This is a genomic window from Microbacterium sp. KR10-403 (assembly GCF_040196215.1).
Lineage (GTDB): Bacteria > Actinomycetota > Actinomycetes > Actinomycetales > Microbacteriaceae > Microbacterium.
Genome location: NZ_JBEGDC010000001.1, coordinates 730,913 through 755,389 on the forward strand (window position 1 = coordinate 730,913; position 24,477 = coordinate 755,389).

At 71.5% G+C, this 24,477-nt stretch carries 24 protein-coding genes; 15 read left to right on the forward strand and 9 right to left on the reverse strand.

Annotated elements, in window-relative coordinates; all coding sequences use genetic code 11:
• Nucleotides 1–81 precede the first annotated feature (81 nt).
• Nucleotides 82–714, forward strand: coding sequence for a trimeric intracellular cation channel family protein (locus ABMQ42_RS03560; RefSeq protein ID WP_349721446.1), 633 nt, complete (start codon nucleotides 82–84; stop codon nucleotides 712–714).
• Between the two features lie 163 nt (nucleotides 715–877).
• Nucleotides 878–1,615 carry an alpha/beta fold hydrolase gene (locus ABMQ42_RS03565; protein ID WP_349721447.1) on the forward strand — a complete coding sequence of 246 codons (738 nt, stop codon included), beginning with the start codon at nucleotides 878–880 and terminating at the stop codon, nucleotides 1,613–1,615.
• 172 nt (nucleotides 1,616–1,787) lie between these two features.
• Here ABMQ42_RS03565 and ABMQ42_RS03570 read toward each other — a convergent pair whose 3' ends face one another.
• The 4 genes from ABMQ42_RS03570 to ABMQ42_RS03585 all read right to left on the reverse strand — a co-directional run bounded on the left by ABMQ42_RS03570 (nucleotide 1,788) and on the right by ABMQ42_RS03585 (nucleotide 4,601).
• On the reverse strand, nucleotides 1,788–2,546 hold the full coding sequence (locus tag ABMQ42_RS03570; protein ID WP_349721448.1) for an SDR family oxidoreductase: 759 nt from the start codon (nucleotides 2,544–2,546) through the stop codon (nucleotides 1,788–1,790).
• A gap of 77 nt (nucleotides 2,547–2,623) precedes the next feature.
• Entirely contained in the window at nucleotides 2,624–2,980 is a 357-nt protein-coding gene (locus ABMQ42_RS03575) for a hypothetical protein (RefSeq protein WP_349721449.1), read from the reverse strand.
• Nucleotides 2,980–3,858 carry an RNA polymerase sigma-70 factor gene (locus tag ABMQ42_RS03580; RefSeq protein ID WP_349721450.1) on the reverse strand — a complete coding sequence of 293 codons (879 nt, stop codon included), beginning with the start codon at nucleotides 3,856–3,858 and terminating at the stop codon, nucleotides 2,980–2,982. The genes ABMQ42_RS03575 and ABMQ42_RS03580 overlap by 1 nt, the downstream gene beginning before the upstream one ends.
• A complete protein-coding gene (locus ABMQ42_RS03585) occupies nucleotides 3,855–4,601 on the reverse strand; it encodes an SDR family oxidoreductase (RefSeq protein WP_349721451.1) in 747 nt (248 codons plus the stop codon). Before ABMQ42_RS03585 ends, ABMQ42_RS03580 begins: the two co-directional genes overlap by 4 nt.
• A 138-nt stretch (nucleotides 4,602–4,739) precedes the next feature.
• Here ABMQ42_RS03585 and ABMQ42_RS03590 point away from each other — a divergent pair, with 138 nt between their 5' ends.
• Nucleotides 4,740–5,999: an amidohydrolase gene (locus tag ABMQ42_RS03590; protein WP_349721453.1), complete on the forward strand. Its 1,260-nt coding sequence runs from the start codon at nucleotides 4,740–4,742 to the stop codon at nucleotides 5,997–5,999.
• A 12-nt stretch (nucleotides 6,000–6,011) separates the two neighbouring features.
• Here ABMQ42_RS03590 and ABMQ42_RS03595 read toward each other — a convergent pair whose 3' ends face one another.
• The 3 genes from ABMQ42_RS03595 to ABMQ42_RS03605 are packed head-to-tail and all read right to left on the reverse strand — an operon-like array spanning nucleotide 6,012 to nucleotide 8,612.
• A complete protein-coding gene (locus ABMQ42_RS03595) occupies nucleotides 6,012–6,920 on the reverse strand; it encodes a DUF4862 family protein (RefSeq protein ID WP_349721454.1) in 909 nt (302 codons plus the stop codon).
• Between the two features lie 2 nt (nucleotides 6,921–6,922).
• Nucleotides 6,923–7,888, reverse strand: coding sequence for an acetylxylan esterase (locus ABMQ42_RS03600; RefSeq protein ID WP_349721455.1), 966 nt, complete (start codon nucleotides 7,886–7,888; stop codon nucleotides 6,923–6,925).
• A 4-nt stretch (nucleotides 7,889–7,892) separates the two neighbouring features.
• Nucleotides 7,893–8,612: a FadR/GntR family transcriptional regulator gene (locus ABMQ42_RS03605; RefSeq protein WP_349721456.1), complete on the reverse strand. Its 720-nt coding sequence runs from the start codon at nucleotides 8,610–8,612 to the stop codon at nucleotides 7,893–7,895.
• A 207-nt stretch (nucleotides 8,613–8,819) separates the two neighbouring features.
• On the opposite strand from ABMQ42_RS03605, the gene ABMQ42_RS03610 reads away from it, so the two are divergent.
• The 8 genes from ABMQ42_RS03610 to ABMQ42_RS03645 all read left to right on the forward strand — a co-directional run bounded on the left by ABMQ42_RS03610 (nucleotide 8,820) and on the right by ABMQ42_RS03645 (nucleotide 17,790).
• Complete coding sequence (locus ABMQ42_RS03610; protein ID WP_349721457.1) at nucleotides 8,820–10,418, forward strand: ABC transporter substrate-binding protein; 1,599 nt, start codon at nucleotides 8,820–8,822, stop codon at nucleotides 10,416–10,418.
• A gap of 78 nt (nucleotides 10,419–10,496) precedes the next feature.
• Nucleotides 10,497–11,453 carry an ABC transporter permease gene (locus ABMQ42_RS03615; RefSeq protein ID WP_349721458.1) on the forward strand — a complete coding sequence of 319 codons (957 nt, stop codon included), beginning with the start codon at nucleotides 10,497–10,499 and terminating at the stop codon, nucleotides 11,451–11,453.
• Nucleotide 11,454: 1 nt separating this feature from the next.
• Complete coding sequence (locus ABMQ42_RS03620) at nucleotides 11,455–13,548, forward strand: dipeptide/oligopeptide/nickel ABC transporter permease/ATP-binding protein (RefSeq protein WP_349721460.1); 2,094 nt, start codon at nucleotides 11,455–11,457, stop codon at nucleotides 13,546–13,548.
• The gene (locus ABMQ42_RS03625) at nucleotides 13,545–14,336 is read left to right on the forward strand and encodes an ABC transporter ATP-binding protein (RefSeq protein ID WP_349721462.1); all 792 of its coding nucleotides are present in this window, start codon (nucleotides 13,545–13,547) and stop codon (nucleotides 14,334–14,336) included. The genes ABMQ42_RS03620 and ABMQ42_RS03625 overlap by 4 nt, the downstream gene beginning before the upstream one ends.
• Before the next feature lie 29 nt (nucleotides 14,337–14,365).
• Nucleotides 14,366–15,310 (forward strand): dihydrodipicolinate synthase family protein, encoded by a 945-nt coding sequence (locus ABMQ42_RS03630; protein ID WP_349721463.1) that lies wholly within the window; start codon nucleotides 14,366–14,368, stop codon nucleotides 15,308–15,310.
• Nucleotides 15,307–16,308 carry an ROK family protein gene (locus ABMQ42_RS03635; protein ID WP_349721464.1) on the forward strand — a complete coding sequence of 334 codons (1,002 nt, stop codon included), beginning with the start codon at nucleotides 15,307–15,309 and terminating at the stop codon, nucleotides 16,306–16,308. The genes ABMQ42_RS03630 and ABMQ42_RS03635 overlap by 4 nt, the downstream gene beginning before the upstream one ends.
• Entirely contained in the window at nucleotides 16,305–16,988 is a 684-nt protein-coding gene (locus ABMQ42_RS03640) for an N-acetylmannosamine-6-phosphate 2-epimerase (RefSeq protein WP_349721466.1), read from the forward strand. Before ABMQ42_RS03635 ends, ABMQ42_RS03640 begins: the two co-directional genes overlap by 4 nt.
• Nucleotides 16,989–17,184: 196 nt before the next feature.
• Complete coding sequence (locus ABMQ42_RS03645; RefSeq protein WP_349721467.1) at nucleotides 17,185–17,790, forward strand: DUF3885 domain-containing protein; 606 nt, start codon at nucleotides 17,185–17,187, stop codon at nucleotides 17,788–17,790.
• Between the two features lie 135 nt (nucleotides 17,791–17,925).
• Here ABMQ42_RS03645 and ABMQ42_RS03650 read toward each other — a convergent pair whose 3' ends face one another.
• Nucleotides 17,926–18,963: a YeiH family protein gene (locus ABMQ42_RS03650; RefSeq protein ID WP_349721468.1), complete on the reverse strand. Its 1,038-nt coding sequence runs from the start codon at nucleotides 18,961–18,963 to the stop codon at nucleotides 17,926–17,928.
• 74 nt (nucleotides 18,964–19,037) lie between these two features.
• On the opposite strand from ABMQ42_RS03650, the gene ABMQ42_RS03655 reads away from it, so the two are divergent.
• Nucleotides 19,038–19,952, forward strand: a complete 915-nt coding sequence (locus ABMQ42_RS03655) for a LysR family transcriptional regulator (RefSeq protein WP_349721470.1) — start codon at nucleotides 19,038–19,040, stop codon at nucleotides 19,950–19,952.
• Between the two features lie 212 nt (nucleotides 19,953–20,164).
• On the opposite strand, the gene ABMQ42_RS03660 is transcribed toward ABMQ42_RS03655, so the two are convergent.
• Nucleotides 20,165–20,872, reverse strand: a complete 708-nt coding sequence (locus tag ABMQ42_RS03660) for an MgtC/SapB family protein (protein WP_349721471.1) — start codon at nucleotides 20,870–20,872, stop codon at nucleotides 20,165–20,167.
• A 135-nt stretch (nucleotides 20,873–21,007) separates the two neighbouring features.
• Here ABMQ42_RS03660 and ABMQ42_RS03665 point away from each other — a divergent pair, with 135 nt between their 5' ends.
• From ABMQ42_RS03665 to ABMQ42_RS03675, 3 genes are all read left to right on the forward strand, one after another.
• A complete protein-coding gene (locus ABMQ42_RS03665) occupies nucleotides 21,008–21,298 on the forward strand; it encodes a hypothetical protein (RefSeq protein WP_349721472.1) in 291 nt (96 codons plus the stop codon).
• Between the two features lie 63 nt (nucleotides 21,299–21,361).
• A complete protein-coding gene (locus ABMQ42_RS03670; RefSeq protein ID WP_349721473.1) occupies nucleotides 21,362–21,709 on the forward strand; it encodes a hypothetical protein in 348 nt (115 codons plus the stop codon).
• Nucleotides 21,710–21,745: 36 nt separating this feature from the next.
• Entirely contained in the window at nucleotides 21,746–24,457 is a 2,712-nt protein-coding gene (locus ABMQ42_RS03675) for a cation-translocating P-type ATPase (protein WP_349721474.1), read from the forward strand.
• Nucleotides 24,458–24,477 lie beyond the last annotated feature (20 nt).

The following is a 24,477-nucleotide window of genomic DNA, read 5'->3' on the forward strand; positions in this document are numbered from 1 at the left end:
CAGACCATACCGGGCAGGGATCGGGATGCCGCGGCGCGGGCGCGCACGGTGACTACACTGGCCCCGACGAACGGGGGACCGATGACGTGGGGGCTGCTTCTCGACCTGCTCGGCACGTTCTTCTTCGCGATCTCGGGCAGCCTGCTGGCCGCGCAGCGCGGCTTCGACATCGTCGGGTCGCTGCTGCTCGGGTCGCTCACGGGTCTGGGCGGCGGGGTCATCCGGGACGTGATCATCGGCGTGCCGCCCGCGGCGTTCGCGCAGCCGATCCACTTCGTGCCGCCCGTGCTGGCCGCGGTGCTCGTGTTCTTCGTCAGCGGCATCGTGCAGCGCTTCTCGCGCACGCTGCTCGTGTTCGACGCCGGCGGGCTCGCCGTGTTCTGCACGACCGGCACCGTCACCGCGCTGTCGGCCGGGCTCAATCCGGTCGCGGCCGTGCTGTTGGGCGTGACGACCGGTGTCGGCGGCGGACTGCTGCGCGACGTCGTGGCCAACCGTGACCCGCAGCTGTTCAACCCACGCGATCTGTACGCGGTGCCCGCGTTCCTCGGCGCGGTGCTCATCGCCGGGCTCTGGTACCTGGGCTGGTACGGGCCGATCGCCCTGTACGCGGTCGCCGTCGTCGTGTTCGTGTTCCGGGTGCTGTCGCTGAAGTTCGGATGGCGCATTCCGCACGCGCACGGTTCGTGGCCGCGGCATCCCGACCCGGCGTGATTCAGCGCATCAGGGGTCGTCCGTCGACCCCGCTTGTCAGGAGTGACCGGATGCGCGGGCCGGATGTGACGGTCCTGTCACAGACCGATGGGCTGTCGTGTCTGCTCTATATCCCCTTGCCCGGCCTCGACCGAGCGAGGTCCGCACACACAAGGAGAAGAACATGTCTGATCAGAAGCCCACCATCGTCCTCGTCCACGGCGCATTCGCCGAGTCGGCATCGTGGAACGGCGTCATCGCGCGGCTGCGTGACCACGGCGTCCGCACGGTCGCGGCGGCGAACCCCCTGCGCAGCCTGACCGGTGACGCCGCGTACGTGCGCGACGTCATCGCCTCCGTCGGAGGCCCGGTCATCCTCGTCGGCCACTCATACGGCGGCATGGTGATCACCCAGGCGTCCGCCGACAATGACGCGGTCGTCGGCCTCGTGTACGTCGCCGCGTTCGTGCCCGACACCGGCGAGAGCGCCTTCGCGCTGTCGACGAGTGCGCCCGGGAGCACGCTCGGCGAGGCGCTGGACGCGTACCCGGTCGCGACCGGCGGCAACGAGTTCGCGATCCGGCAGGAGCTGTTCGCGCACCAGTTCGCCGCCGACGTGCCGGCCGACGTGGCCGCGACGATGGCTGCGACGCAGCGTCCGGTGACCGAGGAAGCACTGTCCGAGCCATTGCCCGCGACGAACCCGGGATGGAAGAGCATCCCGTCGTGGCACGTCTTCGGCGACGCCGACCTGAACATCCCGGTCGCGGTGCACCGTGCCGGCGCGCAGCGCGCGGCATCCCGCGGCACGCACGAGATCGCCGGCGCCTCGCACGCGCTCTCGGTGTCGCAGCCCGACGCGGTGGCCGAGACCATCGCCGAGGCCGCCAAGGCGTATGTCGCCTCACTGACCCTGGCCTGACGCCTGCGCACAGACCCCGTCGCCGCTCGGAGACTCCCGTCCCGGGCGGCGACGGTCGTGTTGCGGCGGTATCGCGCGGTGCGGAGGGGCACCGTAGAGGTCCACGGGCCGGCCCCGACGGGGCGCAGACAGAAGGGCGCCGCGCACGATGCGCGGCGCCCTTCTGCGGCTGCTACCGGCGCGGGGGGTTCGCGGGCAGCCACTCCTCGAGCGTCGTCGCGAAGATGCGCGCGCCGTCGAGGGGGATCAGGGTCGTCTCGTCGATCACGGCCCCGTAGTAGGGGGCGGTGTCGTCGCGGACGACGGGGCGGGGGTCGTTGCGGAACGTCAGTCCACGACGGATCCACTCGTCGAGGCCGAAGCGCTCGGGGCCGGCGATCTCGAGGTCGCCGTTCACGGGATCCCCTGCGGCGGTCTGCGCCACGGCCGTGGCCACATCCTCCGCCGCGATCGGCTGGCACAAGGCACCGGGCAGACGCACCTCGTCACCGACGACGGAGATGTCGGCGATGCTCCCGAGGAACTCGAAGAACTGGGTGGCGTGCACCAGCGAGTACGGGACGCCCGACTCGCGGATGAGCAGCTCCTGCGCCATCTTGGCGGCGAAATAGGGGATCTCCTGCGGCCGGTTCGTGCCGACGATGGTCAGCGCCACGTGGTGGCCCACGCCGGCCGCCTTCTCGGCGTTCAGCAGGTTCGTGGTCGATGTCGTGAAGAAGTCGAGCACGGCCCGCTGTTCGAACGACGGCGAGTTGGAGACGTCGACGACGACGTCGGCGCCGTTCAGGGCCGCCTCGACGCCTTCGCCCGTGATGGTGTCGACGCCGGTGCTCGGCGCGGCGGCGACCGCGTCGTGTCCGTGTGCCTTCAGCTTGTCGACGACCTTCGATCCGATCAGTCCGGTGCCGCCGACGACGATGATGCGTGCCATGTCGATTCCCTTCGCTCGGCGCGCGGGGTGCGCGCTCTGCCAGTGATGACCGGATGCCGCAGCCCGGCGTGACACCGTCACGTCCAGGTCGTGAGCTTGGCCGGCGCGACGATCGCCCACAGCCGCGCCACGCGCGCGCGGTGGGCCTCGACCACGACGACGCCGCGTACGGACCCGGTCGTGCGCAGCAGGATTCCCGGCATGCCGGTGGCCTCCACGAGCGAGAAACCCTCGGGCTCGATGCCGTGCGACAGCCCAAGCAGGGCGGCGGCCACGGCCGGCGCACCGCCCGCCGGCGCGTCGCCGGGCGCGGCGGCGTCGATCGTGAGCGTCACCCGGGGGTGCAGCACCGCGGCGACCGCAGCGGCGTCCCCCGCGCGCCATGCGTCGAGCAGGCGCCGCACCGTGGTCTGCGCGGCACGACGACCGCGCATCACGGCGCGACCGGCGTGGCGTGCTGCAGCTTGTCGGGGCTCATGATCCACAACAGCTGCCTGATTCCGGTCTCTCCGACGTGCGCGGTCAGCACGGTGGTGACCGCGCCGTCCTGCACGAGGGCCGCCGCGGGCAGCCCGTTGACGGTCACCCACTCGATGGACTTGCCTCGCCAGAAGTGGCTCGAGAACGCGGCGACGAATTTCGCGACGCGCGAGCGGCCGCGCACGGGGATCCGGGCTGCGAGCTTGACGCCGTTGCCGTCGGTGTAGCTGACGACGTCGTCGACGAACAGCGCTTCGAGCTCGGCGGTGTCACCGCGCTGGGCCGCCGCGAGAAAGGCCTCGAGCAGACGACGATGGGCCGCGGCGTCCGCCGTCGCACGACGCTCCGACGCGAGGTGCTTGCGCGCGCGGCTCACGAGCTGCCGGGTGGCGACCGGCGTGGTCTGGATGACCTCGGCGATCCGGTCGTACGGGTAGTCCAACGCTTCGCGCAGCACGTATGCGGCGCGCTCGGTCGGTGTGAGCTTCTCCAGCAGGATGAGCACTGCGTACTCCAGTGCCTCGGCGCGTTCGGCCCCGAGCCCGGGGTCGTTCTCGGTGTTGACCGGCTCGGGCAGCCAGGGGCCGATGTAGGTCTCGCGCCGCACATGCGCGGACTGCAGGGCGTTGATCGCCAGCCGTGTCGTGATCGTCGTCAGGAACGCGGCCGGCTCGCGGACGCTCGCCCGGTCGGCGGTCTGCCAGCGGATCCAGGCATCCTGCAGCACGTCCTCGGCATCGGCGACGGTGCCGAGCATCCGATACGCGATGCCGAACAGGCGCCGGCGATGCTCGGCGAACTGCGCAGCGGCCAGCTCGAGGTCGGCGGTCACCGTGCGGCCTCCTGCCAGTCGGAGAAACGGGTCGTCGCCAGTCTGGCACCGGAGCCGGGCAGGAGGTCGCGTCGTCCGACCGCGGCTCCGAAGTAGGTGCCCAGTGGGTCGGCGACCACCTGCCGGCCGTCGTGCCGCAGGGCGCGGCGCAGCAGCTCGCCGAGCTCGAACACCTCCGGCCCCGCGTTCTCGACGATGTCGTCCACCGGGCCGTCGCCGACCGCGGCGGCGACGGCGGCCGCGACATCGTCGGCTGCCATCGGCTGGATCAGCACGTCGGCGGCATGGGCGACGCCGCTGCGGGTCGCCTGGTCGGCGATGCTCCGGACGAACTCGAAGAACTGCGTCGCATGCACGATCGTGAACGGCCGGCCGGATTCGAGGATGAGGCGCTGCTGCTGCGCCTTCGCGATGAAGTAGCCGCCCTGGCCGGCGGCGAGCCTGTCGGTGCCGACCACCGAGAGGGCGATGTGATGGCCCACCCCGGCGGCCGCGCCGAATGTGAGCAGGTTCAGCGTCGATGCGTAGAAGAAGTCCTGCGCGCCGCGCTCATCGAGGTACGACGAGTTCGAGACGTCGATGACGACGTTGGACCCGTCCAGCGCCTCGGCGAGGCCCTCCCCGGTGTACGCGTTGACGCCGGTGGCGCGGGATGCCGCGACCACCTCGTGCCCGTCGGCGCCCAGTCGGCGCACCAGTCGTGCGCCGATGAGTCCGGTACCGCCCACCACCGTGATCCGCATGTCTCCCACCCTCTCCACCGCGTCGGCACGCGGCATCCAAACGGATGACCGGATGGCCGTGCGATCTGTGACACCACGCGCACGGTTAGTGGCCGCGGCATCCCGACCCGGCGTAACGTGGCGCTCGAGGGGGCGACCATGTCGGACTTCACGGATGTGCGGGCGCGGTACGAATCGATCCGCGCGGATCAGGAGGCCTTCTACCGCGAGCTGCACGAGCATCCCGAGCTCTCGCACCAGGAGACGCGCACGGCCGATGAGGTCGCGCGCCGGCTGACCGCGTGGGGCTATGACGTCACGACCGGCATCGGCGGCACCGGCGTCGTGGGCGTGCGGGTGAACGGCGATGGACCGACCGTGCTGATGCGTGCCGACATGGACGCGCTGCCGGTCCGCGAGGCGACGGGTGTCGCGTATGCGAGCACGGTGGTGGTGACGGATGCCGCGGGCCAGTCGGTGCCGGTCATGCACGCCTGCGGGCACGACGTGCACGTCACATGCCTGCTGGGCGCCGCGCGGCTGCTCGCCGAGAGCGCGGACGCCTGGCGCGGCACCGTGGTCGCGCTGTTCCAGCCGGCCGAGGAGGCCGGCGACGGCGCGCGCGGCATGGTCGACGACGGCCTGATGACCCGCATCCCTCACCCCGACGTGGCGCTCGCCCAGCACGTGCTGGCGATGCGGGCGGGTCGGGTCGCCACCCGGCCCGGGGCGGTGTTCTCGGCCGCCGAGAGCATCCGCGTGCGCGTGTTCGGGCGCGGCGGCCACGGTTCGATGCCGCAGAAGACCGTCGACCCGGTGGTGCTGGCATCGGCCATCGTCGTGCGCCTGCAGACGGTCGTCGCGCGCGAGATCGCCCCGGACGAGCCGGCCGTGCTCACGGTCGGGTCGATCCACGCGGGGTCGAAGAGCAACATCATCCCCGATGAGGCCGTGCTCGAGATCAACACCCGCAGCTACACCGACGCGACCCGGCAGCTGCTGCGCACGGCGATCGAACGGATCGTGCGGGCCGAGTGTGCCGCGAGCGGATCGCCGCGCGAGCCCGAGTTCGAGGTGTACGACGCTTTTCCCCCGACCGTGAACGACCCCGCCGCGACCGCGCGCGTCGCCGACGCTTTCGCAGCATGGTTCGGCGACCAGGCCGGCGAGCTGCCGCTGCAGACGGCGAGCGAGGACTTCAGCGACATCCCCCGCGCGCTGGGCGTGCCGTACACGTACTGGGGGATCGGCGGGGTGGATGCCGCCACCTGGGACGCCGCGGTCGCCTCGGGGACGGTCGCCTCCGACATCCCCGCGAACCACTCGCCGCTGTTCCTGCCGGTCGTGCAGCCGACGCTGCAGACCGGGACCGAGGCGCTGCTGGCCGCGGCCGGCGCGTGGCTGGCGCCGACGGCGTAGGCGGCGAGGACGTCAGTCCGCGGCGAGGCCCCGGACGAGCTCGAGCTGCCGTGCGATCGCGTCGACCTTCACCGCGATGGGGGCGTCGAGTGGGCGCAGTCCGGTCTTCAGCGCGAGCCAGTCGGGCTCGCCCGCGGCGCGCAGCGCGTCGCGCCCGCGTGCGACGGTCAGCAGCGACGAGCCCTCGACCGGCGCGAAGGGCGGATGGTTGTCCTCCCACGCCGGGCCGTACGCGTTCTCGGCGTCGGCGGCACCCGAGAACACGAGGCCCCGCAACAGACCCGAGGCCTGCGCCCGGGCGATCTGCGCCGCGACGGCGTCGGCGTCGCGCAGCTCGATCGCGCTGCGCCCCCAGTTCATGCTCAGGCGCACCGGCGTGCCCGCGAGCGCGGCGATCTCGTCGTCCAGCGCCAGGTACCCCTTCTCGGGGCGCCGGCCGGCGACGAGCGTGTCGCAGTGCTCGATGACGAGACCGGCACCCGACCAGTCCCACGTCGCGATCTCGACGAGCGAATCGTGCAGCGCCGCGGCGTCGCCGGCCGAGGCGAGCGGTGCGCTGTGCAGTTCGACGGCCACGACGCGGGCGCGCTCGGCGAGCCGGGCCACATCGTCGCGCAGCCGGGCCACGTCGGCCACCGCGCGGGCGCGGCCCGCGGCATCCTTCGACGCCAGTCCGAAGCCCGGATCGGTCGCGAGCGACCCGACGGTGTGGCCGATGTCCGAGACGACGAGCTCGGCCGACGAGGGCAGCCAGGCCCGCAGCCATGCGGGGTCGTGCGCGTGCAGGCGACCGGGCCACGGCAGTTCGAGCCCGCGCACGCCGGGCAGGGCGAGCACCGCGTCGAGGTACGTGCGCTCGGCTGCGGCATCCCACCCCGTCAATGACGGAGCCGACGCGTAGGCGCCCACGAAGACGTCCATGCTCAGGCGACCAGTGCGGCGCGCAGCGCGTTCAGGGCGAGCACGTCGTCGTCGACGCCGCCGCCCTCGTGCTGGTTGTACGGCCAGACCGTGAGCTGCTTCGGGCCGGCGTAGGCGTGGTACGCGCCGAACACCGTCGAGGGCGGGCAGATCGGGTCCATCAGCGCGACGGTGAGGGATGCCGCGGCCCGCGCCCGCCGCACGAAGTTCACGCCGTCGAAGTACGACAGGGTGCGCAGCACGTCGTCGGTGCGATCGCGGTAGTGCGCGAGGTACGCCGTGATCTCGTGGTACGGGTCGCTGTCGGTGATCTGGATGGCGCGCGGGAAGTCGCACAGGAACGGCACCCGCGCCACGACGTGGCGCAGGTCGGGGACGAGCCCGGCGACCGCGAGCGTCATGCCGCCGCCCTGGCTGATGCCGTGGAGCCCGACGCGCTCGGCATCGACGAGGTCGAGGGCGCGCGCCGCCTCGACGGCGCGGACGGCGTCGGTGAGGAGGCGACGGTAGTAGTAGGTGTGCGGATCGAGGATGCCGCGGGTCAGGAACCCCGGCATGTGCGAGGCGCCGATGCCCGTGTCGGCGGTGGCGCCGCGCGACCCGCTCCAGCCCTGGCCGCGCGTGTCGAGCTCGAAGTGGGCGAACCCGGCCGACGCCCAGAGGAGGTTCTCGACGGCGTCGCCGCGACCCCGCCCGTAGCCGTGGAACTGCACGACGGCGGGCAGGGGCGCGGTCGTCCCGCGCGGCACGCGCAGCCACGCCGCGACCTCTTCGCCGTCATACCCGCCGAAGCGCACGTCGTACACGTCGAGCGTGGTGAGCCCCGCGTCCACGCGCGTGACGCTGCGGATCAGGTCGAAGCCACGGGCCTCGTCGAGCGTGGACTGCCAGAACGCGTCGAAGTCGTCGGGCTCGGTCTGCGCGCTGCGGTACTCGTGCAGCCGCTCGAGCGGCAGATCGGTCAGCATCCGGTCACGAGACCTTCGCGATCGAGCGCTGCAGCGGAGCGTAGTGCTCGACGACAGCGGCGCGGTACGCCTCGACGTCGCCGCGGCGGGCCGCCTCGAGCATGTCGCCGTGAGCGTGCGCCGTGATGAGGATGTCGTCGGGCTGGGCGATCCCCAGCTGTGGGGCGACGGCCGTGTGCACATCCCAGAAGGCGCCGACGAGCTGCCCGACCAGCCGGTTGTCGAGGGCGTCGAGCAGCCGGGTGTGGAAGGCGCGGTCCTCCTCGAGGAACGTCTCGCCGGCGGCGGCCTTGCGCTCCATCTCGTCGACGAGGGCGTCGAGCTCGGCCAGTTCGGGGGAGCGGTCGTCGTGGATCGCCTCGACGACGTTCTCGGCGACGGCGAGGTCGAGGGCGAGCCGGACCTCGACGACGTCGCGCAGCGCGGCGAACGCGCCGGCCGGTGCGAGCACGCCGCGGAACACGAGGGCCTCGACCATCGGATGCAGCGACATCTCACCGACGAAGGTGCCGTGCCCGTGCCGCACATCGACGATGTCGAGCGTCGACAGGGTGCGCATGGCCTCGCGCACCGAAGAGCGGGAGACGCCGAGCGCATCGCACAGCTCTGCCTCGGTCGGGAGCGGGTCGCCCGGGCGCAGGCCGCGGGTGAGGATGAGCTCCTTGATCTGGTCCGCGGTCGTGGCCCGGCGCATGCGCGCCGTGCGCGGGTCGACTGTCGTCATGTGCTCTCCGTTGTCTCGATCCCTCGTCGCCGGCGGGATCTCTCATGATGACGCGATCCCGAACGGCTCCGTGCGGGATGTCTCGGGACCCGAGGTCTCGATCTGGTCACGCCCATTGTCTCGTGTCCGGCGACGTGCTTATAGTATGTCAGATGTCTGACGTCAGTTGACATCACTTCTCCTCTCGACACACAGGACGGACAACGAATGTTCCAGTTCATGAAACGACGGCGCAATGCGGCGCGCGTCACCGCGGTCGCCGCGGGCGTCATCGCCGCGTCGCTCGCCTTCAGCGGCTGCACGGGCGCGGGGACGAGCCCCGACAAGAGCGCCGGATCCGGTGAGATCGACCCGACCGCGACGATCGAGGCGGGCATCTCGTACTCGCTCGGCGGCAGCTTCGACCCTATCCTGGCGTCGGGCGCGGTCACGGTCGCGGCCAACTGGCACATCTTCGAGGGCCTGGTCGACCTCGACCCGGCCACGCACAAGGTCGTCCTCGGGCTTGCGGCCGAGATGCCGAAGAAGATCGATGACACGACGTACGAGGTCACGCTCCGCAAGGATGCGAAGTTCTCCAACGGCGACCCGGTCACCGTCGAGGACGTCATCTTCAGCTTCGAGCGGACGATGGATGCCGACCAGTCGGCGTTCTTCGCCAGCTTCGTCGACTTCCTCAAGGACGTGACCAAGGTCGACGACTCCACGGTCAAGATCACGACCAAGTACCCGTTCTCGCTGTTCAACGAGCGACTGGGCACCGTCAAGATCGTCCCGAAGGCGCTCGTCGAGAAGGACCCCGAGGGCTTCGGCACCAACCCCGTCGGCTCGGGTCCGTACACGCTCGAGTCGGCCGTGCCCGATGAGGCGCTGGTGTTCAAGAAGAACCCGAACTACAACGGCACCCGCCCGGCCAAGGCGGCGGGCATGAAGTGGAACCTGCTCAGCGACTCGGCCGCCCGCGTCACCGCCATGCAGTCGGGCACCGTGCAGGCCATCGAGGACGTGCCCTACGTCGACGTCGACACGCTCAAGAACAGCGGCATCGACGTGAAGACCGAGCAGTCGTTCGGTCTGCTGTTCATGATGTTCAACCAGCAGGTCAAGCCGTTCGACGATGTCCGCGTGCGCCAGGCGTTCTTCTACGCACTCGACATGGACAAGATCATCGGCACCGGCATGCTCGGCAACGCCACGGCGGCGAGCTCGTTCCTGCCCGAGAACAACCCGGCCTACCACAAGGCCTCGACGGTCTACACGTACGACCCCGAGAAGGCCAAGACGCTCCTGAAGGAAGCCGACGCCGACAACCTGTCGATCACGCTGCTCGCCACCGACACCGGATGGGTCAAGGACGTCGCGCCGCTGGTGAAGGAATCGCTGGATGCCGTCGGCATCAAGACCACGCTCGACATCGGGCAGTCCCCGGCCCAGTACCAGAAGGTCGACTCCGGCGACTACCAGGTGCTGCTGGCACCCGGTGACCCCTCCGTCTTCGGCAATGATGCGGACCTGCTCATGAACTGGTGGTTCGGTGACAACGTGTGGCCCACCACCCGCATGCACTGGGCCGACTCGGCCGAGTACACGCAGCTCACCGACCTGCTCAAGACCGCCCAGCAGCAGTCGGGCGACGAGCAGCAGGCCACGTGGAACAAGGCGTTCGACCTGCTCAGCGAGCAGGTGCCGCTCTACCCGCTGTTCCACCGCAAGCTGCCCACCGCGTGGAACTCGAGCGCGCTCGTCGGGTTCCAGCCCGTGTCGACCACCGGCCTGTCGTTCCTCGACGTCGGCGTCGCGAAGTAGCAACCCGGTCGCCGGGGCGGCATCCGCCCCGGCGACCCCGCGCAGCGATGCGCGGACATCCCCATGGAAGGAGGAGCGGTGTCGAACACGCTCCGCCTCATCGGCCGGCGGCTCCTCGTCCTGCCGGTGATGATCCTGGGCATCACGTTCCTGGTGTTCTTCGTGATGTCCTTCTCGAACGTCGACCCGGCGCGCATCGCGCTGGGCGAGAGCGCCGACGCGGCGGCTCTCGAGGCCTGGCGCGACCAGCGCGGCCTCAACGACCCCCTCATCGTCCAGTACTTCCGTTTCCTCGTCGGTCTTCTGCACGGTGACCTGGGCACGTACTCGGCCCGCCAGCTGCCGGTCAACGACGCCATCGCCGGGGCGTTCCCCGTGACGATGCAGCTGACGTTCTTCGGCCTGATCATCGCTGTCGTGTTCGCGCTGATCCTCGGCATCGTCGCGGCGCTGTACCGCGACCGATGGCCCGACCAGGTCATCCGGGTGGTGTCGATGGCGTCGCTGTCGATGCCGTCGTTCTGGTTGGCCGTGCTGCTCATCCAGCTGTTCACCCTGCAGCTGCGCCTGGTTCCGGCATCCGGCCCCCTTCCGGCCCTGAGCGAAGACCCGATCGGCTGGCTGAACCGCATGGCGCTGCCGGCCATCGCGCTCGCGGTGCCGGTGATCGGCCAGCTGTCGCGCGTGGTGCGCACCGCGATGGTCGAAGAGCTCGACCGCGACTACGTGCGCACGGCCATCGGCGCGGGCATCCCGCGCAGCGTGGTCATCTCCCGCAACGTGCTGCGCAACGCCCTGATCACCCCGATCACGGTGCTCGGCCTGCGTGTCGGCTACCTGCTGGGCGGCGCCATCGTCATCGAGGTCATCTTCGCCCTGCCCGGCATGGGCATGACGATCTTCCAGGGCATCACCGCCAACGAACCCAATCTCGTACAGGGCGTGACGCTGGTCGTCGCGCTGGCCTTCGTCGTGATCAACATCGTCGTCGACCTGCTGTACGTGCTCATCAACCCGCGGATCAGGTCGGTGTGACATGCGACGCAAAATCACTGAAAAGCTCTCCACGCCCGGCCTGCGCTTCGGCGCGCTGCCGCCGAGCACGCTCATCCCGCTGGCGTTCATCGTCATCGTCGCGCTGGTCGCGGTCTTCGCGCCGCTGCTGGCCCCCGACGATCCGCTGGCGTCGACCACGCCGGGACCGATCGGCCCCAGCTGGGAGCACCTGTTCGGCACCGACCGGCAGGGCCGCGACATCCTCTCCCGTCTCATGTACGGCGCGCGCTACTCGCTCGTGATCGGCCTGGGCGCGACGCTCATCGCGCTCGTGGCGGCGGCCGTCCTCGGGGCGATCGCCGCGACGGCCCCGAACCCGGTGTCGGAGACGCTCATGCGCATCCTCGACATCGTGATGTCGTTCCCCGGCATCGCGCTGGCCGCCGTGTTCATCGCCGTGTTCGGGCAGTCGCTGCCGGTGCTCGTGCTGACGATCGCGTTCCTGTACACACCCCAGCTGACCCGCGTCGTGCGGGCGAACATCCTCGATCAGTACGGCGAGGACTACGTCTCCGCGGTCAAGGTCATGGGCGCATCGACCTGGCGCATCATCGTCAAGCACGTGCTGCGCAACTGCATCGCCCCCGTGCTGGTGTTCGCGACGATCCTCGTCGCCGACGCCATCGTCTTCGAGGCGTCGCTGTCGTTCCTGCAGGCGGGCGTGCCCGTGCCCGAGCCCAGCTGGGGCAACGTGATCGCCGAGGGCCGCAACCTCGTCATGGCGGGCAAGTGGTGGGCGACGTTCTTCCCCGGCCTGCTGATCCTGCTGACCGTGCTCGCACTGAACATCTTCGCCGAGGGCATGACCGACGCGATGATCTCGCCGCGGGCCCGCAAGCTCACGCAGGATTCGGCGGCCACCGAAGAGTCCACGCACGACCTCGAGGCCGCCCAGGCCCCGCTGTCCGCCGACGCGACGCCCGAGCAGGTCGCCGCGGGGCTCGACGAGCTCGCCGCCGAGGACGCGACCCGCCCGGTACTCGACGAGCAGGCGGCGGTCGCGGCATCCACGGTCGAGATGCCCCTCGAGCAGCGTCTGGCCGAACTGCGCGCGCACGAGCTGAGCCGCGGCGACCGCATGCAGTACAGCGGCGACTCACGGCCCCTGCTCGAGGTCGAGGACCTGTGCATCTCGTTCCCGCGGCACGGTGACGTCGACGTGGTCGACCACGTGAGCTTCACGGTGCGGCCGGGCGAGACCATGGCGCTGGTCGGAGAGTCGGGGTGCGGCAAGTCGATCACCTCGCTCGCGGTCATGGGACTGCTCGACGCGAAGGCGTCGGTGCGCGGGGCCATCCGCTTCGACGGCGAAGACCTGCTCACGATGACGCCCAAGCGGCGCAACGCGCTGCGCGGGCACGACATCGCGATGGTCTACCAGGATGCCCTGAGCTCGCTGAACCCGGCCATGAAGATCAAGGCGCAGCTGAAGCAGCTCACCTCGCGCGGCGGCACGCGCACCGCCGAGGAACTGCTCGAGCTGGTCGGCCTCGACCCGCAGCGCACGCTCGCGTCGTACCCGCACGAGCTCTCGGGCGGCCAGCGCCAGCGGGTGCTGATCGCGATGGCGCTCACCCGTGACCCGCGCCTGGTGATCGCCGACGAGCCCACGACGGCGCTCGACGTCACGGTGCAGAAGCAGGTCGTCGACCTGCTGTTCCGGTTGCAGCAGGAGCTCGGCTTCGCGATGTTGTTCATCTCGCACGATCTGGCGCTGGTCGCCGAGCTGGCGCACCGCATCACGGTGATGTACGCCGGTCAGGTCGTCGAGCAGGCGGGCACCGTCGAGCTGCTCACCCAGCCCGTGCACGAGTACACCCGGGGCCTGCTGGGCGCCGTGCTCTCCATCGAGTCGGGGTCGGACCGCCTGCACCAGGTGCCCGGCGTCGTCCCCTCGCCGGCCGACTTCCCGGCCGGCGACCGGTTCGCACCGCGCTCGTCGAACCCGGCGCGCAACGCCGGCGTCACCCCGGTGCGCCGGCGCATCGACGGGACCGAGCACTACTACGCGGGGCATCCCGACGACGCCCCCGTCGAACCGATCGCGGCGGGATCGAAGGGAGCCGGGCGATGAGCGACACCGTCATCGAACTGAAGGACGTGCACGTGCGCTACAAGGCGCGCACGTCGACGATGTTCCACCGCCGCTACTTCGACGCGCTCGACGGCGTCTCGCTGCAGGTCGCCCGCGGCCGCACGCTGGGCATCGTCGGCGAGTCGGGGTCGGGCAAGTCCACGACCGCCAAGGTGCTCGTGGGGCTCGAGAAGCCCACGAGCGGCCACGTCGAGTTCGCCGGCCAGACCGTCACGTCGTTCAACCGCTCGGTCAGGCGCCGGCTCGGCCGCATCCTGTCGGTCGTCTTCCAAGACCCGGCGACGGCTCTGAACGCGCGCATGACCGTGCACGACACGCTGCTGGACCCCATGCAGGTGCACCGCATCGGCACGCGGGTCTCGCGCGCGAAGCGCATCCGCGAGCTGGTCGGGCTCGTCGGGCTTCCCGCCTCGGCCCTCGACGCGCTGCCCGGGCAGCTCTCCGGCGGGCAACGGCAGCGCGTGGCGATCGCGCGGGCGCTCGCGCTGGACCCGCAGGTCATCATCGCCGACGAGCCGACGAGTGCGCTCGACGTCTCGGTGCGCGCTCAGATTCTCAATCTGCTCACCGACCTGAAGAGCGAGCTGGGCCTCGGGATGGTCTTCATCTCGCACGACATCCAGACCGTCCGCTACCTCTCCGACGAGATCGCCGTCATGAACAAGGGGCGCATCGTCGAGTTCGGCGATGCGGCCCAGGTGTTCGACGCCCCGACCGACCCCTACACGCGGTCGCTGCTGGGCGCGGCGCCCTCTCTTCTCGCATAGACCTCACCTGAATCGAACACGGAAACGAAATGAACACTGCACTGACCTCCACCCCCGTCTTCCGCGGCGTCGTGCCGCCCGTCGCCACCCCGCTGCTGCCCGACGGCACGATCGACGTCGAGAGCCTGCGCCGACTCGTCGACCGCCTCGTCACCGGCGGCGTCGACGGGCTGTTCGCGCTGGGGTCGACCGGCGAGACCGCGTACTTCACCGACGAGCAGCGAGTGCTGATCGCGGAGACGATCGTGGATGCCGCGGCCGGCCGCGTCCCCGTCATCGCGGGCGCGATCGAGCTGACCGCCGACCGCGTGATCGAGACGTCGCAGCGGCTGATCGCCGCCGGCGCCCAGGCGATCGTGACCACGGCGCCGCTGTACACGATCAACTCGCAGGCCGAGATCGCGGCGCACTTCCGCCGCATCGCCGCCGCGATCGACGTGCCGCTGTGGGCGTACGACGTGCCGGTGCGCGTGCACAAGAAGCTCGAGATCGCGACGCTGATGGACCTCGCCGCCGACGGCACGATCGCCGGCGTCAAGGACTCCTCGGGCGACGACGTCGGGTTCCGCCGCCTGGTCGCGGCGAACGAGGCCGCCGGTCACCCGCTGCAGCTGCTGACCGGGCACGAGGTGCTCGTCGACGCGATGGGACTGGCCGGCGCCGACGGCGTCGTGCCGGGGCTGGGCAACGTCGAGGTCGAGGGATACGTGCGGCTGTGGCGCGCGGTCGAGGCGGGCGACTTCGCCGCCGCGCGCGCCGAGCAGCTGCGCATCAACCGGCTGTTCGACATCGTCTTCCAGCCCACGGGGCTGTCGGGCGACGCCACCGGCGTCGGTGCGTTCAAGCAGGCCATGTTCCAGCGGGGCCTGATCGACCACCCGACGATCGCGCGCACCGTCACCCCGATCGACGAGGCCGCCGTCGCCGCGATCCGCGGCATCCTCGACGAGCTGGGACTCGCGGCCGCGCGATGAGCGCGCACGACGCCGCGGCTTCGACCGAAGCGGTGGTCGCCGTCGACATCGGCGGCACGAAGACCGCCGCCGCGGTGGTCGATCGGGAGGGCGCGATCCTCGCCACGGCCGCCGCGGCGACGCCCGGCGCCGACGGGCCCGACGCGATCCTCGCGACGGCCGTGGACGTCGCGGTGCGCGTCGTGGCGGAGGCAAATGCCGCGGCCCGCGCCGGCGGCCACGACGGCGCCGCGATCCGCGCCGTCGGCATCGGCACGGCCGGCGTCGTCGACGTCGCCGCGGGCGCGATCGTGTCGTCGACCGACACGCTGGCCGGCTGGGCGGGCACTCCGGTGCGCGCACTCGTGGCCGCGCGGCTCGCGGAAAGCATCGGCCTCGACGTGCCCGTGCACGTGCAGAACGACGTCGACGCGCACACGGTCGGCGAGCTGCGGTTCGGCGCGGCGCGCGGCGCCGACAGCGCACTGGTGGTGGCCGTCGGGACGGGCATCGGGGCGGGGATCGTCATCGACGGGCGCGTCCATCGCGGCGGGCACCACGTGGCGGGCGAGATCGGGCACATCCCGACCCCCGGTGCCGAGCACCTGCGCTGCCCGTGCGGTCGGATGGGCCATCTCGAAGCGATCGGCTCGGGTGTCGGCATGCACCGGCACTACCTGTCGCTCGGCGGCGATCCGGCGGTGCGCGACGGGCGCGAGGTCGCGGCGCGGGCGGCGGCGCGCGACGGGCTCGCGCGGCGTGCCGTGCGCGAGTCGGCGCAGGCCATCGGCCGCGGCATCGCGGCCGTGATGACCGTGCTCGATCCCGAGCGGGTCGTGATCACCGGCAGCGTGGCGCAGGCCGGATCGCCCTGGTGGGACGCGCTCGTCGCGAGCGTGCACGAGCAGGTCGTCGATGCGCTGCAGGACACCCCGGTGGTCCGGGGCGAGCTCGGCGGCGATGCGCCGCTGCGCGGGGCCGCGGCATCGGCATGGCAACTGACGGAGGAGAAGAGATGACGGCGACCGACATCCTGGAGGCACTGGCCGGCGGGCTGATCGTCTCGTGTCAGGCGTACCCGGGTGAGCCGATGCGCGATCCGCGCACCATGGCGCAGATCGCCCGCGCCGCCGTGATCGGCGGTGCCGCCGGCATCCGTCTTCAGGGCATCGCCGACATCCGTGAGGCCGCTGACCTCGACGTGCCGGTGGTGGGTCTGTGGAAGGACGGCGATGCCGACGTGTTCATCACACCGACGCTCGGTCATGCGCTCGCCGTCGCCGAGGCGGGGGCCGACGTCGTCGCGCTCGACGGCACCCGGCGACCGCGCCCGGACGGCCGCACGCTGGCGGAGACGATCGCCGCGCTGAAGGACGCGCACGACGTGCTCGTGATGGCCGACTGCGGCTCGCTCGATGACGCGATCGCGGCCGAGGCGGCGGGCGCCGACATCCTCGGCACGACCCTGTCGGGCTACACGCCCGAGCGGCCGAAGAGCGCCGGACCCGATCTCGAGCTGATCGGGCAGATCGCCGCCCGCTGCTCGCGCCCGGTCGTGGCCGAGGGGCGCATCCACTCCCCGGCCGATGCCGCCGCGGCACGGGCCGCCGGCGCGCACGCCGTGTGCGTGGGCACGGCCATCACGCACCCCTCGACGATCACGACCTGGTTCGCCGACGCGGTGCGCGCCGCGGGCTGAGCGGCCCTCGCGGTGGCCGCAGCCCGCGGCATCCGTCCCCTCCCCACAGTGAGAGTGCAGCTGGTGGACGAGAGAGCGGGTGGTTCCCTATTCCTCGTCCATCAGTTGCACTCTCACCGAATCCGGACGGGTGTGGCGCGGGCCCGCGTGGCCTGTGGAAGGGTGAGTCGACGACACCACGAGGGGACGGCCGACGATGACAGGCGCATTCGCAGAGCCCGAGCGCAGCGCCCGCTCGGCTGCCCTCACCCGCGCGTGGGAGCGCCGCTGGCCGACAGACGAGCCGGTGGGATGGATGCTGCGCCGGGCGCATCCGGATCGTTGGGTCCGCTTCCACTCGCTGCCGGCGCTCGCCCCGCAGGCGACGACCGCTGCCGAGCGCGGCGAGATGGAGCGCCGGCACCTCACCGTTCTCCGCGAGCTGCCGCGCGACGGCGAGTTCGTCGTCATCGCCGATGACTTTGCGGGCGAAGGCCGCGCCGACGCCGGCTTCGTCGACCCCGGCTGGGCGCAGAGGCTGCGTCCGGACGCCTGGCCGTGGCGGCATTTCGCGGGGCCCGAGCCCGACCCCAGCGACCACTGGTTCTGGTCGTGGAGCTGCCACGATGTCGAAGGGCTCGTTCCGCTCCTCGGGGTCGTTCGCGACGCCGAGGTCGACGCCGTCATCACGACGAGCGATGCGGCGTGGGTCTACGCGCCGTACGACGCCGGGGCCGATGTCATTCTGCCCGACGCCGCCGCACGCGATGCGTTGCGCGAGCGTCATCGGGCGTGGCTCTCGCCGCTGCCCGCCGGGCTCTGACCGGCCGTGGCATCCCACCTCTCCTCCCCGTGAGAGTGCAGCTGGTGGACGAGAGAGCGGGTGGTTCCCTACTCCTCGTCCATCAGTTGCACTCTCACTGAATCGGGGCGCGGCGCCAGCCCGCACTGCCCGCGATCAGCCCAGCCCCCCGGTGAGCCAGATCACGAGCAGCGACGTCGCCGTCACCAGCACCCAGAGGATCGCCCCCAGCAGCAGCGGCTTCAGGCCCGCGCGGCGCAGGGCCGCGGCATCCGTCGACAGCCCGATGCCGGCGAGGGCCACCGCGATCAGGAAAACGCTCACCTGCACGAGCCCGCTCTGCACGCCCGGTGCGATCGCGCCGAGCGAGTTGAGCACGGCCACGACGACGAACCCGATGAGGAACCAGGGCACGAGCCGTCCGATCTGCGCGGCCGACATGCCGCGCGAGGCCGTGCGCCGCGCCTCGACCGCGGCGAGCGTCACCGTGATCGGGATGATCATCAGGGTGCGCACGAGCTTGACGACCACGGCGAAGCTGAGCGCAGCGGTGCCGTAGATGCTCGCGGTCGCGACGACCGAGCTCGTGTCGTTGACGGCGGTGCCGGCGAGCAGCCCGAACGCGTGCGGCGACATGTTCAGCGCGTGCCCCAGCAGCGGGAACAGCAGCACGGCGAGCACATTGAACAGGAAGATCGTCGACACCGCGTACGCGATCTCGGCACTGGCGGCCGAGATCACCGGCGCGACCGCGGCGATCGCCGAGGCCCCGCAGATGCCGGTGCCGACGCCGATCAGCGTGCGCAGGCGCGGCTCGATCTTCAGCGACCGTCCGATCGCCCAGGCCGCGAGGAGGCACACGGCGAGCGTCGAGAGCATCACCGGCAGCGACTCGAGCCCCACCTGGAAGATGCTCGCCAGCGACAGCTGCGCGCCCAGCAGCACCACGGCGCACTGCAGCAGGAATTTCGAGCTGTACTCGATGCCCGGCATCAAACGGGCGGCCGGCCGGCGCACGAGCGCCACGCCGACGCCGATCACGATCGCCGGGACGGCCCCGCCGAGTACGGGAACGAGATGACCGATGACGGATGCCACGACCGCGATGGCCACGCACGCGAGAACCCCCGGCCACACATCGCGCGCGCGGAGGGCGAGGCGGCGGGGCAGCGAGACGACAGGGGTGACGAACACGGTATCCAGCCTCCGCGGCGTCGGGGGTCGCGGGTAGGCGGCGATATCCTGTGGAGGTACAAACGGAGGTTGTGATGCATCGACGAGTGCCCGAACTGGCAGGGCTCGAACTCGTCGACGCCGTCGCCCGCACCGGCAGCATGTCGGCGGCCGGGCGCGAATTCCTCATCACACAGCAGGCCGTTTCGACGAAGATCCGCGCGATCGAGCGCCAGCTCGGCATCGAGCTGTTCGTGCGCTCGCCGCAGGGCGCACGCCTGACCAGCGACGGCGAGTCGGTCGTCGCCTGGGCGCGCGAGGTGCTGGCCGCGGCCGAGCGCATGGGCGCGGCCATCGACCTGCTGCACGCCGCACCCGAACGCACCCTGGCCGTCGGCGGAAGCCAGACGATCGCAGCCCGGCTCTTGCCGGGGTGGATGCTGCGGCTGCGCCAACGGCAGATCGAGGCGGCGCAGCATCCCACCGCCGTACGCCTGCTCACCGGCAACAGCACCGAGATCGCACGGTTCGTGCGCGAGGGCGTGCTCGACCTGGGCTTCATCGAGACGCCGCAGGTTCCCGCCGACCTGGGCTCGGCGCGGGTGGCCGCCGACCGACTCGTGGTCGTGGTGCCGCCCGCTCACCCGTGGGGCGGGTCGATCTCGCTCGCCGAGCTCGCCGCGACGCCGCTCGTCGTGCGCGAGAGCGGCAGCGGCACACGGTCGGCGTATGAGCTGGCCGTCGTGGACCGGCTGGGTGCGCCGCCCGCCGAGGCCGCGCTCGAGCTCGACACGACCGTGGCCGTGCTCTCGGCGGTGGCCGGAGGCGTCGCGCCGGCCGTACTCAGCGAGCTCGCCGTCGCCGACGACGTGAAGCTCGGGCGCGTGCGCCGCGTCGAGGTCGTGGGCGAGGAGATCGTGCGCCCGCTCACCGCGCTGTGGCGCGGCGGACCCGACGCCCTGCACGGCGCGTCGCGCCTGCTCGTCGAGATCGCGGCGCACGCGGGCTGAGCATCGGGAGGTCTCCGGTCCCTGAGCGAGCGCAGCGAGACGAAGGGCCGCTGCCCGCACCCCGCACCCCGTGTGCCCGCCGTGGATCTGTCGCTGCTGCGCAGCCTGCGCGCAGAATCCGTGCAACGGCGACAGATCTGTGCCCCCCCCGACACCCCGACCGCGTGCACGCGCGGAGGCCCGGCCCGCAGCGCCCGGCCCGCGGCATCCCGCTACTCCAGCTCGTTCTCCCGGAACAGCTGCACGTCGCGCACGCCGTCGATGTCGGTGAGCGCCGCGACGACCCGCTGCGGGTCCTGACTGCCCTCCAGCTCGAGCGTGACCGACACCGTCCCGCCCGCGGGGTCGTCGCGCTGCTCGGCGCGCTGCACCGACCATCCGCCGCCGGTCACGGTCGCGAGCACGATGCGCAGCAGGCCCCGCCCGTCCACGTACACCACCCGCAGCTGCACCTGCCGGTCGACGTTGCCGGGCAGAAACCTCCCGAACAGCTGCACGCCGTAGGTGATCACGAAGTGCAGTGCGGTGACCACCAGAGCCAGCAGCCAGAGCCCGGCGCCGGCCGCCATGCCGATCGCGGCCGTCTCCCACACCGATGCCGCGGTCGTGAGGCCCCGCACGGCGCCGTGCCGGGTGAGGATCAGCCCCGCGCCGAGAAAGCCGATGCCGGTCACGACCTGCGCCGCGACGCGCGACGGGTCGAGCCCGACATGGTCTCCGAGCACGTCCATGAACCCGTACTTGCTCACGAGCACGAAGAGCGCGGCCGAGGTTCCGACGATCGCCTGGGTCCGGATGCCGGCGCTGTGCCGCCGCAGCTGCCGCTCGAGCCCGATGAGGGCGCTCAGCGCGAACGCCAGGAGCAGCTCTCCCACCTGCAGCCACCCCTGGCCGGTGAAATCGACCACGGCCTGCGCCATACCGCCGAACCTACCCTGCCTCCGGCGCGCGCGGGCCGCCCGCACGAGACCGACCGTGCGACCCCGAAGCCGCCCGCATCACAGCGCCCGTGCGAGAATGGCCGCACCGCGGCATCCACGATCCAGAGGGCACGCATGATCGACACACTGTCCCAGGGGCTCATCGCCCTGACGACCTGGGTGTGGCTCGAGGCGCATGCGAGTTCGTTCGCCCTTCTGCTGGCGACGCTGCTCGCGGCGGTGGTGGTCGCGGTCGTGGCCGCGGCCCTGCTGGCGACGGTGCTGCGGCGGTGGGCGGCGGCATCCCTCCCCGTGTTCGTCCGCGAGCCGGTCTTCGCGCTCGCGGCACCGGTGCCTGCGACCCCGCGTCCGCTCGGCGGACGAGGCCCCCGCGCGCCCGGGGCGGCTTTCGGCCGCCTCGCCTGACACGCGCGATCGCACGACGAGGCGGCACATGCTCCGTGCCCGTGCTCTCACGAAAGCCTCGTCATGTCCCCTTTCCGTTCCTTCCGTCTTGTCCGACTGTGGATGCTGCGCGCCCGACGCCGCGCGCGGCTGTGGGCCGCTCCGCTGTGGCGCCTGAACACCTGGATGATCCTCGGTGCCGCCGCCGTGGTCGGCTTCGAGGGTCTCGAGGCGCTGCTCGGCACCTTCCTGATGGCGCCCGAGCTGCTGCCGTTCATGCTGCTGGCGCTCGCCGTGTACTGGGTGTTCCGCGAGCGCATCGTGCGGCGTCTGAGCCGCGTGCGCCGGCGATGGCGCGCGCATCGGCGACTGCGCCGCATACGCCGAACCCGTGAGGCGGTGGTGGCACGGCCCTCGACCGCGGCAGAATGACCGTGACGGCGCGCGGCGCCGGCGAGGGGGAGACACATGACCGACGCGCACGTGGAGACGCCCGAGCAGGCGGTGGACTGGTTCGCCCTCGACACCGAGGCGGTCACCGCCCGGTTGGGGGTGGATGCCGCGCACGGCCTGCCGGCGGACGAAGCCGCCCGCCGACTCGCCGAGACCGGCCCGAATGCGATCGCCGCCGAGCCGTCGCCGTCGGTGTGGCAGCTGGCGCTCAAGCAGCTCGCCGACCCGATGAACCTCATGCTCGTCGCGGTCGCCGTGATCAGCTTCTTCATCGGGCAGGCGTCGGTCGGCGTCATGGTCGCGGTGCTCGTGGTGCTCAACGTCGTGCTCGGTGCGCGGCAGGAGCTCAAGGCGCTGAAGTCGGTCGATGCGCTGGCCAACCAGCAGATCCCGCAGGCGCGGGTCGTGCGCGGCGGCGTCCTCACCGAGGTCGCCGCGACCGAGCTCGTGCCCGGTGACATCCTGAACCTCGAGGCCGGCGACGTGGTGCCCGCCGACGGGCGCATTCTGCGCGCCGCCTCGCTCGAGGCGCAGGAGTCGGCGCTGACCGGCGAGAGCGCCCCGGTCGAGAAGGGGGCGGCGACCCTCGCCGACCCGCGCACGGCGCTCGGCGACCGCGCGAACATGGTGTTCCAGAACACGGAGATCACGCGGGGCACGGCCACGGTCGCGGTCACCGGCACCGGCATGTCCACCGAGATGGGGCGCATCGCCTCGATGCTCTCGGCGGTCGTTCCCGGCAAGTCGCCCTTGCAGCGCGAGCTGGGCGGGCTCACGCGCGTGCTCGGCTACGTCGCCTGGGGCGCGGTGGCGATCATCGTGGTGATCGGCCTGCTGCGCGGGCAGAGTGCGGCATCCGTCCTCCTCCTCGGCATCTCGATGGCGATCTCGGCGATCCCGACCGGTCTGCCCACGTTCGTGCAGAGCATGCTCGCCCACGGCTCGCGCGAGCTGGCCGACCACCAGGCGATCGTGAAGAACCTCTCCGACGTCGAGACGCTCGGCGCGACCAGCGCCATCAACTCCGACAAGACCGGCACCCTGACGCTCAACGCGATGACGGTGTCGTCGCTGTACTTCCGCGGGGAGTGGTTCTCGGTCTCGGGCGGCGGCTACGAGAAGAGCGGCGAGGTACTGGGGGCGGCCGGCGCCGCGGTGCCCGACTTCACCCCGCTCGCGTACGGGCTGTGCCTGTGCAGCGATGCGACCGTCAGCGACGAGGGCGCCGTCGTGGGCGACCCGACCGAGGCCGCGCTCGTCGTGCTCGCCGCCAAGCTGGGCGTCGACGCCGAGCTGACCCGGCGCCGGTACCCGCGTGCGGCGGAGGTGCCGTTCGACTCGGAATACAAGTTCATGGCGACCTTCCACGACGTGCAGATGGGTGGGCGGCAGCGCTTCGTCGGTCTGGTCAAGGGCGGCCCCGACGTGGTGCTCGCGCGCTGCGACCGGGCGGTGACCGCGACGGGCGAGGTCGTGCCGATCGAGAGCATGCGCGCGCAGATCGAGGCCGCGAACCGCGAGCTCTCCGAGAAGGGACTGCGCGTGCTGGCGTTCGCCTTCCGTGACCTCGCCGGGCACGAGCAGGAGGTCGACGCCGACCCGCTCGGTGCGGTCGAGCAGCTGGTGTTCACGGGACTCGTGGGCATCATCGACCCCCTGCGGCCCTCGTCGATCGAAGCCGTGCGCATCGCCCACGAGGCGGGCATCGAGGTGCGCATGATCACCGGCGACCACGCCGTGACCGCATCGGCCATCGGCGCACAGCTGGGGCTCGGCCCGGGTGCCCTCAGTGGCGCCGAGCTGCAGGCGATGAGCGACGACGAGGTGCGCGCAGCGCTGCCGCAGCTGCACGTGTTCGGCCGGGTGACGCCCGAAGACAAGCTGCGCCTTGCCCGGCTCATGCAGGAGGACGGCGCGATCGTCGCCATGACCGGCGACGCGGTGAACGATGCGGCGGCCCTCAAGCAGGCTGACATCGGGGTCGCGATGGGGTCGGGCAGCGAGGTGACCAAGCAGGCCGGAAACATGATCCTCACCGACGACAACTTCGGCACCCTGGTCACGGCGATCAAGCTGGGCCGCGGCATCTACGACAAGATCGTGAGCTACGTACGCTTCCAGATGTCGCTGCTGTTCTCGCTCGTGCTGCTGTTCCTTGCGGCGAGCGTGTTCGACATCAACCACGGGGTTCCGCTGACGCCGCTGATGGTGCTGTTCCTGAACTTCTTCATCACGATCTTCCCCGTCGTGGTGATCATGGTGGACCCGGCTCCCGACGACATCATGCAGCGTCCGCCCCGTGACCCGAAGCAGACCATCGCGCGCCCGGCGGCGGTCACGCAGTGGATGCTGTACGGCGCGCTGATGTTCGTGACCACGGTCATTCCGCTGCTGGTCGTGCCCGGCGCGAGCCCCGACGCACCCAGCGTGCCGGTGACCATGGCGTTCGCGGTGTCGGCGTTCGGGTCGCTGTTCGGCGGGCTCGCGATCCGCCGCGATCCCGCGTCGGGCCTGGTGGCGCCGATCGTCTCGGCGGTGAAGTGGCTGTCGATCCCGGCGGCGCTCACCGTGGTCGCCATCGAGGTCGGGTTCATGCAGCACTGGCTGGGCACCGTGTCGCTCAACGGCGCGCAGTGGCTCGTCTCGCTGGGGCTCGCCGCGATCGTGCCGATCGTGGTCGAGCTGGAGAAGTGGATGCGGCGGGCCCGAGCCCGCGCGCGGGGCTGACGGGGCGCGGATGTTGTGGC